Raw genomic sequence first — 14,280 nt, 5'->3', positions numbered from 1 at the left:
AATATTTTCTATACTACAATGTTTCAATGTGTGTTTTGTGTCTTTGTGCCAAAAATACACCCAAAATCACTGCTGCAACATACCTCATTATTGCTCCCTGTTTTGTTAGATTTAAGAGTGAATATTCTACTTTGCATTTGTGAAGTGTTGACGAAACTCTGCGATGTCTTTCGGAATTTAGAATCTCTAGCATGCATTTTAATATATGTCTTTATAATATTAAGATTTGACAAAGTTTGTGTATAATCTCTAGCATTTTTCAAACAAGATTCAATATGCAAGGTTTTAGCATGATAAAAAACATTGTAATGTTATTTTTTCTTATTCTAGGAGCACAAACAATGCAGGCAAATACACTTTCTCATCTCACAATCAATAATATCAAGATTCCAGTCATTAGCGAACAATCAAGTGTTATACCGACTGGGCATGTAGAAGTGATTTTCATTGGTGGTGGAAATATGTTTAATCCACCAAAAAAGCCTTTAGCAAGAGTAGCAAGTGCTGTGTTAAATCGTGGCACAAAAACGCTTGGCAATGTAAAGTTTGCAGAACTGCTTGAAAGCAAGGCTCTTGATTTAGACATTGGCGTAGGTCAGGCGACTTTGACTTTTACGCTTGATTTTTTAAAAGAATATGAAGACTTTGCCTATACACAATTAGAAAATCTTATAAAAGACCCAAACTTAACAAAAAGCACATTGCAAGATGTGCAAACAAAGCTTCACGCAGCCCTTATGAGTAAAAGTAGTGATTTTGACTATCAGGCTACTTTGTTGCTTCAAAAAGGTATTTTTGCAAAGACGCCTTTAGCCTATCCAGCCCTTGGCAACACAACACAAGAAATAGATTCTGTAAGTCTAAGCGATATTAGAAACTACCTTGATAAAACGCTCACACTTGAAAATATGGTGATTGTGATTGGTGGCGATTTAGACATAAAAAATAGCCTTGCAAAACTTCAAAAAGTGTTCTCACATTTACCGCAAGGAAAAAAGGTTAGCATACCGCAATATAAAATTAAAACTATCGCTATGAAAACCGCCAAAAAAGACACACAACAAGCCTATATTTACTTCGCAAGCCCTCTAAATATCCAAAGTATAAAAGATGATGGCTATAAGGCACAAGTCGCTGGATTTATACTCGGTAGCTCTGGCTTTGGCAGTCGTTTAATGGAAGAAATCAGGGTAAAAAGAGGACTTGCATACTCTGCTTACATGCGTCCAAACATTACGCGAACTAGCACTTATTTTGCAGGTTATATGCAAACAGCACTTGATAAACAAGATGAAGCGATTGCTCTAACGCAGCAAATCCTAAAAGATTTTGTCGCAAAAGGGGTTACACAAAAAGAGCTAGATTCTGCAAAGCAGTTTATACTCGGCAATAAACCATTGCAGGAAGAAACGCTAGGGCAGAGACTAAATGCAAAATTTATGAATTATTATAATGGTTTGCCCCTAGATTATAGAGAAGAATTTTTACAGAAAATCGCCTCACTTGATTTAGAGACACTGAATGAATTTATCCGCACACATGCAGAGATTGCAAACCTAAGCTTTGCCGTAATTACAAAATAGGATAAAATTACTCTGTTTTTTTAAGATTTCGGCTTGTTTGTGTGTTTTCAATTTTCTTTTTACACTATATAAAATACCAAATCTTCATCATATTCTTTTTGCAAAAATAAAAGATCTCATTACTGGGGTGCGTAATTTTATCAACACTTATACACAAGGTTTATCTCTTTTGTAAAAAACAATCTACACCTACTTATCTTTTCTTTTTCAAGCATAAATTTAATGCAATAATAATCATTAGGATAAGTGCTGGCTCTTTTTTATCTTTATAGTCATGGCACACCTTGCAATATGAATATTTAATAATTTTCTAGTATTTCATGCAAAATATTAGAAAACTTTTTTAGAATCTAGTTATAACTTTCGCATACGCACGATTTAACGCACTGACTAACGCATACACTGAAGCTTTGATAATATCATTATCAATCCCCGCTCCAAAGTATTTTTTGCCATTAGATTCAATCTGCACATAGGCTATCGCCTTAGCATTTGAGCCATTTTTCAAAGCGTGTTCGCTATAATCTAGTATATCAAAGCTTAGGTTTAAATGCTCTCTTAACGCATTTGCTATGCTATCAAGTCGCCCATTCCCTTTAGAATCTATGCTCTTTTTTTGCGGTTTTATTAGCTCTATACGCACTTCACATTCATTTTCGTGCGTATCAAAGCTAAACTCGCCTATCTCTAAAAACTCCGCAACATTCACAAAATCCTTTTCAAAAATCGCACATATCTCACTTGGGCTAAGCTCCTTATGTGCTTTATCCGAAATATCCTTAATATAGTAGGAAAACTCCTCTCTAAAAAGTGGCGGCAAGTTCGCCCCATAATGCTCGTGCAAAATGTAGGCAATACCGCCCTTGCCACTCTGTGAGTTTATGCGTATCACATCGCTTTCATACACTCGCCCCACATCTTGCGGGTCAAGCGGGAGATAAGGCACACTCCAAGTGCTAAGGTTTTTCTCTTTGTGATACGCCATACCCTTAGCAATAGCGTCTTGATGAGAGCCAGAAAAGGCAGCAAAGACAAGCTTTCCAGCATAGGGTTGCCGCTCATACACTTGCATTTTTGTTACAGATTCATACACATCGCAAATTTTGGGGAGATTGCTAAAATCAAGTTTAGAATCTACGCCGTGTGTGGTGAGATTTAACGCTAGGGTGATAATATCCACATTCCCTGTGCGTTCGCCATTGCCAAAAAGTGTGCCTTCAATCCTATCCGCCCCTGCTAAGATTCCAAGCTCCGCACTCGCTACCGCACAGCCCCTGTCATTATGCGGGTGCAAGGATATAAGCACATTTTCCCTATGCAAAAGATTCTTACTCATAAATTCCACTTGTTGCGCGTAGATATGGGGCAGGCTCATCTCAACGGTGGCAGGGAGATTCAAAATAAACTTTTTATCCTGTGTGGGCTTAAAAATATCAATCACCGCATTGCTGACTTCAAGGGCGTAGTCCATCTCCGTGCCGCTAAAACTTTCTGGCGAGTATTCAAAAGAGAAATTGCCCTGTGTCTCTTGTGCGATTTGCTTCACGCACAACGCCCCATCAATAGCGATTTTTTTTACTTCATCTTTTGACTTTCTAAAGACTTGCTCCCTTTGTGCGTAGGAAGTTGAGTTATAAAAATGCACCACCGCATTAGGACAGCCTTGTAATGCTTCAAAAGTCCGCCTGATGATATGCTCTCTTGCTTGGGTAAGCACCTGCAAACGCACATCTTTTGGGATTAGATTCTGCTCTATTAAAGTGCGTAAAAAGCGGTATTCGGTTTCACTTGCCGCGGGGAATCCAACCTCAATATCTTTAAAGCCAATTTGCAGCAGGAGTTTAAAAAACGTGATTTTTTCTTCCAAGCTCATAGGGGTGATTAGAGCTTGATTCCCATCGCGTAAATCCACGCTACACCATAAAGGTGCGGACTCTATATACTCTTTTTTGCTCCATTCTAAATATGATTTAGAATCTTTACTCGCATTTGGCGGCATAAAATAGCCGCGTTTGTATTTTGTATGATTCATAAAAACTCCTTGTAAAAATTACTGCAAAAGCTTAAAAAGCCCTTTGATTGTAGCAATAAAAAATACAAAAATAATAAAAATTTTCTACAAAATCAACAAGAATCATAAAAGAGAGAAGTTTTGGAATCTTTGCTAGGCGTTTTATGCTCATACATTAAGCACATATCCTTAGTCAAAAGAAATGGGATTTTATACTTTTATATCTTAAAATAAAAGTCAAATAGTTAGCAGCTAAATTTTCATATATTTTCAAGATTAGTTGCAATATCTTTAAGTATTTTTCATAATTTTATAACTTCACATTTGAAGTAGAAATCAAAAATTTATCGTTAATATGCTTAAGTTTATATTAAAAAATTACTAAAAACTAACAAAAAGTAACAATAAAATACAAAAATATCAAATTTTTGCGTATTTTTTGTAAAAATCCGTTTTTTTTTTTTTTGAAAAGTCGCTAGACTTGCAAGAACCTAACTTGAATTTTTAGGGAATTTTTAATAATTGTAAGGAGTTCTTTATGAACAAACATTTTAAGAAAATAGCATGTGTAGCAGCATTATCTCTTATGCCTATGATGGCTTTTGCTGATGATGGAGTTGGTGGTGATAGTGGGAATGGCAGCGGGTTGTTTATAGGGCTTGATACTGGATATACTTTTGGTTTTGAAAAATTTCAACAAAAAAATTCAACAACAATAACCTCGACAACAATTTTATCTGGTGCAAATATTGGGGTAAAAGCTGGATATAATTTCCACTTTGCACAAATGCTTGGTGTGCGTGGATATTTGGATTATACTTTTGTTTTTAACCCTATGAGTGCAAGTAGTGTTACAAACAGTATGAGTGATACAAGGAATATTTTTAGTTCTGCATATGTAATCACACTAAATGCCGACTTGCTTGTGAATCTTATACAAACAGATTCTGTCAGCTTTGGTGCATTTGTAGGTATTGGTCTTGGATATGGTGTGTTTGGTGAAACAGGTAATTTCACTAACAACACGACAACAACAAGAAGAAAGGGGAATGGCTTTATCTTACCTATTAATGCTGGTTTAAGTCTTACAGCAAATAATCATCATAGATTTGAGCTTGGCTTTAAAATCCCAACTTTAGGCATGAGTGTTACTGAAACAAGCAGTGGCAAAATTCCCGCAAATCTTTATGAAACAAATAGCGTGAGATTATCTACAACTTCAGTAGGTTATAGCTATATTTTCTAATCTACTTTGTATAGTAAATCCATTCAATCTCTTATGTGTTTAACAACAAAACATGAAAGATAAAGGGCAGGTTTAGAGAGTTTAAATCTTTCTATCTTGCTTACATAAATATTCAGTCTTGTTGTTTATATGCTTTTACTTTTAATTTCTTGTAAATCTTTTAACCTATTTTTATACCTATGTGTTTCATTTATATTTTTGCAATTTTAGTTTTAAAGACCATTGAGATTCTACATTTTAACACTGCATGGATTAAAAATATACAAGACTTTGTTTAATTAATAAGCCATCTAAATTACTTTTAGGCTTAAATATAAATGGTCTTTGTGTAATTTTATGATTTTTAACCTTTTATATAAAATATTTTAGATTCTAAATTTATAAGCCCCATATCTCTATAATAGTATTGTAAAAACACCTACGCAAACATAGAATCTATGGTTAATGTAAAAGCAAAGACTAGACTAGATCTTATAACCCGCCTTATGTTTTTATAACTTTAATTTATTGCCCTTATGTTTTTACTCTTTGCGTTGTATCACCTTTTGCTTTTTATCCTCCGCGCGTTTCATAAAGTCTGGAACTCTGCCTCTTTCTGCTTCTAGTTTTGCTACTTGCTGGAATAGCTCTACAACTGCTTCAAACATTTCTCCGGGGATCATTCTATCCACATCGACAAGTCTGTAAAGCTCCCTTGCTAAAGGTGGATTCTCAATGATTAGAATCTCATGTTCCCTTGCAATGCCTTTAATCCTTACTGCAAGATGGTCTATCCCCTTTGCCACGACAACTGGGGCAGATTCTGTCTCACTATTAAAACGCAAAGCCACTGCGTAATGCGTGGGGTTTGTTACCACCACATTGGCACTAGGGATTGCACTCATCATTTTATTCATAGCATTTTTCATCATGATTTGACGGATTTTTGCTTTTACTTCTTGATTCCCCTCTTGTTGTTTAAACTCATCTTTTAGTTCCTGCTTACTCATACGCAAACTTTTGATATATTGATACCGCTTGATTAAAAAGTCAAGTATCCCCATAACTAAGAATAAAAATAGCAATGCGCCAATGAGAATGAGAGCCTTTTGATAAAACCATGTTAGCTGCTCTTTTAGCGGACTCATAGAGATATTTGCCACTTCATCTAAGAAGCCTACAAATATGAAAAATCCCACTGCAAATGCGATAAATACTTTTAATGTAATAATGAATCCATCAAGCAATTTTTTGAGTGAGAAGAGATTCTTAGCGCCTTTTATGGGGTTTATTTTATCGACCTTTGGTTTTATGATTTTAAAGCTTAATAAAAAGCCAAATTGTGCGACATTGCCGATGATACCAGCGACCATGAGAGCAAAGAAAAAGGGCATAGCACATAATGCGGCGACTTTTAGTATAGTAAGCGTGATGGCAAAAATTGTGTGCATATTAAAATCCACTAAGAAAAGCTTCGTGCATTCGACATACAATCCTTTAAAGATTTTCACCCAAAATGGAAAGATGATAAAAAGTAGCATTAATCCTACGACTAAGCCTACAAGCCCGACTAAATCAGGGCTTTTTGCGACACTGCCCTCTTCTCTTGCCTTTTGTATTTTGCGTTGGGAGGGGGCGTGGGTTTTCTCTTCTTCTGCCATTTTTTATCCTATGTGTTATGCTTTGTGTGAATCTTTAAGTATCTAAGGCGAAATTATAGCAAAGTTTATTAATAGGGCGATTTACGCGTAAAGTCCTTGCTACTCATAGGCGGTATGCCAAAACTCACACCAAACTCTAAAGTAAGCATGAGATTATTACTCGCATTATAATGCAGTGGAGTATTATTTATATGTATCGTGTTTGATGGCTCTAGCATGTAATAAATGCCTTTCAAAGACGCATAAAAGTCTGCTTTGTCTTTGTTGGTAAAGCTAGATTCTGCATTCTCTCTTTTATAGAGTAGATTAAGGTTAAAAAGTAAGCGATGACCGCCCTTTAGTGTAGCAATATTCGCATAAGAATCTATGCGATAGCGACCACTTACACAATAGCTATATCCTAGCTGATAGGAAAGCATGAAGCGTTCTGTAAGCTTTGTGTTAGAATAGAGATTAAAGCCTAGAAAAATAGCTTCATTTGATAGTCTCTGCTTTACATTCCAGCCGAGATTATACATATTTACAGGCAGAGATAGCGTGAGTAAAATGGGCTTGTCTAAAGAGCCGAGATTAAACCCTGCATTAAGGTCCATAAGCACAAAGCCACCCATGCGATCTTGTGAATTTGTATTATTTAAGCCTTGTATATAGCCGCTTTGTGCTACATTAAATAAGCCAACTTGCAAGTCATAGCTAAATGCTAAACGCTTTGAATAGTAGTTTGCAAAAGCGGATAGATAGCCACCAATATTATTAAAATCAGGCATACCACCCGCTTTGAAATTCGCATAAGCCACCCCAGAGCCTATACCAAAATGAGCGCAATAACTCTCATAGCATTTATACGCAAAAGCTATATTAAAAGATAGTATCACGCAAAATATATATCTAAAAAGCATAACTTTAAATCGCATTTACTCCCCTTTTTTGCTATTAATCATGAGATACATTATAGCTTGTTTTGTAAATTTACATACTTTAAAACATAGATTCTATATTTTTGATAGCAGGAAAGTTTGGGATATGGAATAAATCTTAGATCTTCATACAGCTTTTCGCTCATTGTATGCAGCGAAAGCAACCATTTAAATTTATATAAGCTGATCTTTCACTATACACACAATAAAAAAAACATATAACAAAATCTAAAGCAACAACAAGGTGAAATTGCAAAAAGATTCCAAAAATCTACTTACACATTGCTTTAATACCTAAGGCACAAGCCTTTTTGTGTGCGTCAAGCACTTCCCCATGTGTATCGCCGTTAATGCCGATGAAAATACAAGAGCCAGCATATTTCATATCACATGCTTTATGTGCGTATTCCTTTGATTTTGCCCTATCTCTCTCAAACTCGCCATGCCCCTCAAAATAAAGCAAGGCTAAAACATGGCAATCTAGTGCATAATTTGCATTACAGCCTTTCAGTGCAAGATCGTGTGCCTTTTTGAAAAATGTCTCACTCTCGCCTACCGGATAATCTGACTGATCTGCAAGAGATGACAGCTTTAGACAACTTTTGCTATCATTGAGAGAACAACTTTTTACAAGCATTTGTATAGCTTTTTGCCTATCTCCCCTAGAACCATAACCATAGAATCTATCATGATAAATTTCAGCTAAGACAGAGCAGTCTCTCTCTTTTGAATCTTGGCATATCTTTTTTGCTGTTTCTTTCCACTCATCTACACGCCATACACCCTCTTTTAGATTATCAAGCTTATTGTAGGATTCTATTCTCTTTATATCTTTTGCTTCAGGTGGTGGTGCTTTTATTACTTCTTTTTTAGCACAACCCATAATAAAACATGAAAACATTATACATAAAAACGCTACTATACGCATTCTAACCCCTTTACCTTTAGAAACTTTGCCTTAAGTGTAGCATAAATTTATGCAAACACGACTCTATAAGTCTAGATTCTATTCCATAAAATCATAACCTATTTGTTTAAGCGTGTCTTTGCTTGTATTCCAGCCTTTTATGGTTTTTACAATGAGTTCTAAAAATATTTTTTGTTCGGCAAGGTATTCGCATTTTTTTCTTGCAATACTGCCTAGTGACTTAATAGTTTCGCCATTTTTACCTATAATCATTGCTTTTTGAGAATCTTTTGCGACAATAATTTGTGCTTTTATGCATAAGATTGTAGGCTTTTGGGTAATTTTTAGAATCTTTACATCACTTTCATAGGGAATCTCATCGCTAAATCTCTCAAATACGGCTTCTCTTATCGCTTCCTTGTAAATATCACGCATGATAGTTGTGCTTATCATGTCATTATCATAAAAATGTGGGTGAATAGGCAAATTTTTTGCTAGTAGCGATAGGATTGAATGTATTGTTTGAGAGTCAAGATCCCTTGCTTTTATAGGGATAATGCCTAGATTTTTGTTTTGATATTGCTTGTAAGATTCTAGACATTCTAAGAGTTCATTTTTATTTAAAGTATCTATTTTATTGAGTAAAACAATATGCTTTTTATCATGTTGGTCTAAAAAGTTTTTATAATGTAAAATCTCGCTTTTTTTGGGACTAGCAACAGCAACAAACACACTTAAATCAGAATCTCCAACTGCCTTTTTTGCTTCTTGTAGCATGTATTCATTCAGTAGCTTTTTACTTTCGTGTAAGCCGGGGGTATCAATAAAGATTAATTGTGAGTTATAATCGCTATCCTCAAAAGGCACAATAATATCCATTCGTTTGCGAGTAGCATTTATCTTTTTTGATACTAGGGCGATGGGGCTTTTTACAAGATTATTGAGTAGTGTTGATTTACCAGCATTTGTGCGACCGATAACACTGATAAAGCCACTTGTCATAATTTTTTCTTTCATTTCTACATAACTCCCTTTTCAAAACATTACACATTTAAGTCATACGCATATAAAAATAACAATAAAGTTAAAAACAACACATAATTTTTGTATAATATTAACCTTTTTTAACAAATGGTAAAGGAGTTCTAAAAATATGCGTAAAGGTATGTCTCTTAGCTCAAAATTGCGATATGTTATCGCAACGACCACAATCATCACGATAACTGCTTTATGTTATGCAGTTTTGATTCAAATGAAACACAGAGAAATTGAGAATGCTCAAAATGGCATGTTGCTTTCCGCAAAATACAACTCGGGCAAGATTCTAAGTGAGCTTAATTCAAACTTACATTCATTCAGCATATATGGCAGCACATTAACGCACAATCTTGCAAATAACCCACTCTCTTCATATCAAACGATAGTAAAACAAATTGTCGATTTAACACAAGAAAATAAAAATACAATGTATGGTTTTTTATACCTAAAAGATAAAGACTATTCGGCACTGCCCGCACAATTTCGTGTTGGTAAAGATATGATGGTGATAGCAGATAGCAATGGCAAAGCGTTACAGGCAAATAAGGCTATCCTTGATTTACCAGCGATACAAGAGGCATTGAATACAAAGACAAGTAAATTCAGCACACTAAGGACAATCTCTGTTGATAATAAGGAAGTAAGGACTACAATCTTTGTATTTCCCGTGTTAAATTATGAGGGGGATCTTGTAGGTGTGCTTGGAGGCATGATTGATATTAGTTTAATTTCTTCTGATTTATTAGCTACAAAAAATAGCGTATATCCAAACGAAGCAAAAGTGTTTGCTATACACGATGGCACAATCATTGCCGCAAATAACACAAAGATTGTTGGGGCAAAATTGCAGGATTTAGCTAAAATGCAACCGCATTTAGCACCACTTGTAACGCGTGTAATGCAGAATGAGGAACTAACAGTAGCAATGGTTGATACAAGCGGACAAGAGACTTTTGCAGCACATGCTGATGTCGATGTGTCATTATTCAAAGATGTGCATTGGCATGTTGTTACACTCACACCTCGCAGTGATGTCTTAGCGGATTATTACGCATTGCGGACACAAACTATTATCCTTTCAGTCGTTGTGCAAGTCATTCTCTTAGTTGTGCTAAGTCTTTTCGCAAAATTTCAAATTGTTGATAGATTGCGTAGTCTAAATGAATACCTTGAAGACTTTTTTAAATATATTAATCACGAGGGCAAACAGCCAAGAGCGCTTGTTGTAAAGGCACATGATGAGATTGGTAGCATGGCAAAAGTCTTTACAGAAAATGTGAAGCGAACTCAATTGGGGTTGGATAAGGATTCACTGCTTGTAAGAGAAGCTGTGCAAACTGCCAAGGAAATAGAGCGAGGGCATTTTACTGCTAGAATCACTGAAGATTCTCATAATCCACAATTACAAGAGCTTAAAAATGTGCTAAATCAAATGCTTTCCGTCCTTGAAGAAAAGATAGGAAAGGATATGAATGAGATTCAGAGAGTCTTTGATTCTTATACTAATTTAGACTTTACTACTGAAATAGCAAATGCAAGCGGCACTGTGGAAAAAGCGGCAAATACGCTTGGAGCAGAGATTAAGGAAATGCTTGCCACTTCTGCTGGATTTGCAAGAAATCTTACAAATGAGTGTAAAACACTTGAAGATTCTGTATTAAAACTTACAGAATCTTCTAATTTGCAGGCAACAAGCCTTGAGCAAACCGCCACCGCAGTAGAAGAGATCACCTCATCTATGCAAAATGTAAGCGGTAAAACAGGTGAAGTCATATCTCAAAGTGAAGACATTAAAAATGTAGCAGAAATTATCCGCGACATCGCAGACCAAATCAATCTTTTAGCGTTGAATGCAGCTATTGAAGCAGCAAGAGCCGGAGAGCATGGCAGGGGCTTTGCAGTCGTAGCCGATGAGGTGCGAAAACTAGCAGAAAGGACACAAAAAAGCTTAGGTGAGATTGAAGCAAATACAAACATTTTGGTGCAGTCAATCAATGACGTGGTAGAATCTATAAGGGAGCAAACTTCGGGTATCGCACAAATCAACACAACGCTTTCACAACTTGAAGCAACAACGCACAATAATGTAAGCATAGCCCAACAAGCCGAAACAATCAGTGTAAATGTCAATGAAATCGCAAACGATATATTAAAAGATGTGAATACGAAGAAATTCTAAGACATTTTATGTGCAAAGCTAATTTCTGTAACACAGAATCTTTAGTGTGTTATGGAATCCTGTTTAGATTCAATAATGGTTTGCTGTAAAACATAAGCCAAAAAGAAAAACATTGCAGAATAAAATCACCCAACTTCTAAAACTTGTTTAATAGACTGCCTTTAAGATCTATAATCTTGTCAATCACTTTATCTTTCGACAAATAGTTTTATTTATATCATGCAAAAAATATTAGACTAAATTATTTATGTGCTGCCCACATATAGTCGTATTTGTATAGACTTGGTGTTTTAAAACTTTAATTTAGTTGTGGACAATATTGGGATTTGCAAAAATATTTAATTATGAATATTGGTTGTGGAATTCAAGAGTTTATTTTATGTTTTGTTGCATTAATGGCTACATTATGAGATCTATCATTTTTTGGAAACTTTATGGCAAAAATACCATATACCTTTCCACATGAAAATATGCAAGAAATAGCACAAACCATATCTTGCATATTAGAATCTACTTAGATTCTAATACCGCAACAATTAAGTTATAAGAATATCTACTTCATCGCTACATAAGGTTCTTCTCGTAATGGATAGCTAAGCTGTCCGCCACTAGATTGCCTTGCGATCCGTAGGGCTTGGATAAGCACAAGCAAGGTTACAAACATGAAGAATATACAAAGTATCGCATTAATAGAGTTATTAATCACGCCTTGCTTCATACCTGCTATATCTTGCTCATTCTTTGCTATTTCCATTTCACGCAATTCTTGCAGACTTTTGCCTTCCATTGTAAGTGTAGGATTAGCCTTTCCATCTTTTAAGTCTTTATTTGTTTGCTCTAGGGCGGCTATCTTTGCATTTGTATTCTGCACAAAGGCTACATGGCTTACTGCATCATGTATCTTTTCGCCATTTGCAGGAAGCACTTTTTGCACTCCAGCATAGAGTGTAGCAATAAGCACAAATGTTACAGGCATAGCTACAACCCAAGCATATCTGCCTCTTCCCATTTTGAAAAGGATTGCCATTACAAGTAGTAATGCCATAGCAGCTAACATTTGATTACTTACACCAAAGAGCGGCCACAGCGTATAAATGCCACCTTTTGGATCAATTGCCCCTTGATAAAGGAAATATCCCCAGCCAGCTACACAAAGTCCAGTAGCAATCAAACCAGCAGGAATAGATTCTAGATTCCCTAAAGGCTTATATACATTACCTAAAATATCCTGCACCATAAAGCGACATGTGCGTGTCCCAGCATCAACAGCGGTAAGAATAAAGAGTGCTTCAAACAAAATGGCAAAGTGATACCAAAACGACATGGAAGCCGCTGAAAAAAGTGGCACTTGAGAAATGATAGTAGCAAGTCCTATTGCAAAGGTTGGCGCACCGCCTGTGCGGCTTAATATAGTATTTTCACCGATATTTTTTGCAAGCTCTGTAATGTCTTGTGGATTCACTACAAAGCCCCAGCTAGATATAGTCCGTGCTACACTTACTGCATCTGTGCCAATAGCAATAGCAGGGGAATTGATAGCAAAATATAAGCCCGGCTGCAAGATACACGCAGCAATTAGAGCCATAATCGCAACAGCAGATTCCATAAGCATAGAGCCATAGCCAACCATTCTAGCATGTGTTTCATTCTCAAGCATTTTTGGCGTAGTCCCAGAGCTGATTAAAGCATGGAATCCACTTATAGCACCACATGCAATAGTAATAAATAAGAATGGGAAAAGCTTACCAGCAAACACATGACCAGTGCCATCAGTGTATTGTGTGAATTTTGGCATTTGCAAATCAGGGGCAACAATAAGGATAGCTACCGCCATAATTACGATAACCCCAATCTTTAAAAATGTACTTAAATAATCTCTTGGTGCAAGCAGTAGCCATACAGGTAAAACTGCCGCAACAAAGCCATATCCCATAATGATTAAGGCAAGTGTTGTTTCTTTAAAATGAAAATAGCTTGATAAAACTGGATCTTGTGCGACAACTTGTCCATAATAAAGTGCAAACATAAGCAACACAAAGCCAATAATACTAGCTTCACCAACACAGCCCGGTCGTAAAAATCTCATATATATACCCATAAACATAGCAATAGGTATAGTCATAGCAATGGTAAATGTCCCCCATGGAGAATCTGCTAAGGCTTTTACTACAACCATCGCAAGAATGGCGATAATAATAAGCATGATTCCAAAAATAGCAAGCATAGCAAAGCTACCAATGGTGCTACCCATCTCTTCTTTTATCATTTCACCTAGTGATCTACCATTGCGGCGAGATGAGATAAATAGCACGACAAAATCATGCACCGCTCCAGCCAAACAGCCACCTACTAAAATCCATATCATAGATGGTAAATAGCCCATTTGTGCCGCAAGGATAGGTCCTACAAGCGGTCCAGCCCCAGCAATAGCGGCAAAATGATGTCCAAATAACACGACTTTATGCGTTGGCACAAAGTTTTGCCCATCATTATTTAAAACTGCGGGTGTAGCCCTTTTACTATCAAGTCCTAACACTTTATTTGCTATAAAAGCACTATAAAAGCGATATGCGATAGAATAGATACAAATCGCAGCGACAACAAGATAGAGTGCGGAAATCTTTTCGCCATTATGCAATGCTAACACACCAAAGCAGCATGCTCCAATGACTGCTATGGCTATCCATAGAATCTTACTCATACCATTCATCATTACCCTTTAATGTTTAATGTAAAATATCCTGCCTTAGCGAATTCAT

At 36.1% G+C, this 14,280-nt stretch carries 9 protein-coding genes; 3 read left to right on the top strand and 6 right to left on the bottom strand.

The genetic code is table 11. The features are described 5' to 3' along the window. The first annotated feature begins 290 nt into the window (after positions 1 to 290). Positions 291 to 1,583: a M16 family metallopeptidase gene (locus T368_RS0101365; protein WP_004088812.1), complete on the top strand. Its 1,293-nt coding sequence runs from the start codon at positions 291 to 293 to the stop codon at positions 1,581 to 1,583. Between the two features lie 343 nt (positions 1,584 to 1,926). On the opposite strand, the gene T368_RS0101360 is transcribed toward T368_RS0101365, so the two are convergent. Further along, on the bottom strand, positions 1,927 to 3,615 hold the full coding sequence (locus tag T368_RS0101360; RefSeq protein WP_004088810.1) for a 2-isopropylmalate synthase: 1,689 nt from the start codon (positions 3,613 to 3,615) through the stop codon (positions 1,927 to 1,929). Positions 3,616 to 4,132: 517 nt separating this feature from the next. Here T368_RS0101360 and T368_RS0101350 point away from each other — a divergent pair. Beyond that, positions 4,133 to 4,840: an outer membrane beta-barrel protein gene (locus tag T368_RS0101350; protein ID WP_004088808.1), complete on the top strand. Its 708-nt coding sequence runs from the start codon at positions 4,133 to 4,135 to the stop codon at positions 4,838 to 4,840. Positions 4,841 to 5,361: 521 nt separating this feature from the next. Here T368_RS0101350 and flhB read toward each other — a convergent pair. The 4 genes from flhB to era all read right to left on the bottom strand — a co-directional run bounded on the left by flhB (position 5,362) and on the right by era (position 9,321). Further along, positions 5,362 to 6,480: a flagellar biosynthesis protein FlhB gene (flhB, locus tag T368_RS0101345; protein ID WP_004088806.1), complete on the bottom strand. Its 1,119-nt coding sequence runs from the start codon at positions 6,478 to 6,480 to the stop codon at positions 5,362 to 5,364. 68 nt (positions 6,481 to 6,548) lie between these two features. Continuing rightward, the gene (locus T368_RS0101340) at positions 6,549 to 7,394 is read right to left on the bottom strand and encodes a hypothetical protein (RefSeq protein WP_004088800.1); all 846 of its coding nucleotides are present in this window, start codon (positions 7,392 to 7,394) and stop codon (positions 6,549 to 6,551) included. Between the two features lie 274 nt (positions 7,395 to 7,668). Next, complete coding sequence (locus tag T368_RS0101335; protein ID WP_004088798.1) at positions 7,669 to 8,325, bottom strand: tetratricopeptide repeat protein; 657 nt, start codon at positions 8,323 to 8,325, stop codon at positions 7,669 to 7,671. A 78-nt stretch (positions 8,326 to 8,403) separates the two neighbouring features. Next, positions 8,404 to 9,321 (bottom strand): GTPase Era, encoded by a 918-nt coding sequence (era, locus tag T368_RS0101330; protein ID WP_004088796.1) that lies wholly within the window; start codon positions 9,319 to 9,321, stop codon positions 8,404 to 8,406. Between the two features lie 136 nt (positions 9,322 to 9,457). On the opposite strand from era, the gene T368_RS17020 reads away from it, so the two are divergent. Beyond that, positions 9,458 to 11,521: a methyl-accepting chemotaxis protein gene (locus T368_RS17020; protein ID WP_004088793.1), complete on the top strand. Its 2,064-nt coding sequence runs from the start codon at positions 9,458 to 9,460 to the stop codon at positions 11,519 to 11,521. 553 nt (positions 11,522 to 12,074) lie between these two features. On the opposite strand, the gene T368_RS0101315 is transcribed toward T368_RS17020, so the two are convergent. Next, entirely contained in the window at positions 12,075 to 14,234 is a 2,160-nt protein-coding gene (locus T368_RS0101315; protein ID WP_027338243.1) for a carbon starvation CstA family protein, read from the bottom strand. Positions 14,235 to 14,280 lie beyond the last annotated feature (46 nt).

This window comes from Helicobacter bilis ATCC 51630, assembly GCF_000686565.1.
In the GTDB taxonomy this organism is placed as follows: Bacteria; Campylobacterota; Campylobacteria; order Campylobacterales; family Helicobacteraceae; genus Helicobacter_A; species Helicobacter_A bilis.
This window is presented reverse-complemented; position numbering and strand designations above follow the sequence as displayed.

What these genes read in the sequence shown, in the direction of transcription:
- T368_RS0101365 (WP_004088812.1), top strand. Translation starts at nt 291, where the DNA reads ATGATAAAAAACATTGTAATGTTATTTTTTCTTATTCTAGGAGCACAA.
- T368_RS0101360 (WP_004088810.1), bottom strand. Translation starts at nt 3,615, where the DNA reads ATGAATCATACAAAATACAAACGCGGCTATTTTATGCCGCCAAATGCG.
- T368_RS0101350 (WP_004088808.1), top strand. Translation starts at nt 4,133, where the DNA reads ATGAACAAACATTTTAAGAAAATAGCATGTGTAGCAGCATTATCTCTT.
- flhB (WP_004088806.1), bottom strand. Translation starts at nt 6,480, where the DNA reads ATGGCAGAAGAAGAGAAAACCCACGCCCCCTCCCAACGCAAAATACAA.
- T368_RS0101340 (WP_004088800.1), bottom strand. Translation starts at nt 7,394, where the DNA reads ATGCGATTTAAAGTTATGCTTTTTAGATATATATTTTGCGTGATACTA.
- T368_RS0101335 (WP_004088798.1), bottom strand. Translation starts at nt 8,325, where the DNA reads ATGCGTATAGTAGCGTTTTTATGTATAATGTTTTCATGTTTTATTATG.
- era (WP_004088796.1), bottom strand. Translation starts at nt 9,321, where the DNA reads ATGAAAGAAAAAATTATGACAAGTGGCTTTATCAGTGTTATCGGTCGC.
- T368_RS17020 (WP_004088793.1), top strand. Translation starts at nt 9,458, where the DNA reads ATGCGTAAAGGTATGTCTCTTAGCTCAAAATTGCGATATGTTATCGCA.
- T368_RS0101315 (WP_027338243.1), bottom strand. Translation starts at nt 14,234, where the DNA reads ATGATGAATGGTATGAGTAAGATTCTATGGATAGCCATAGCAGTCATT.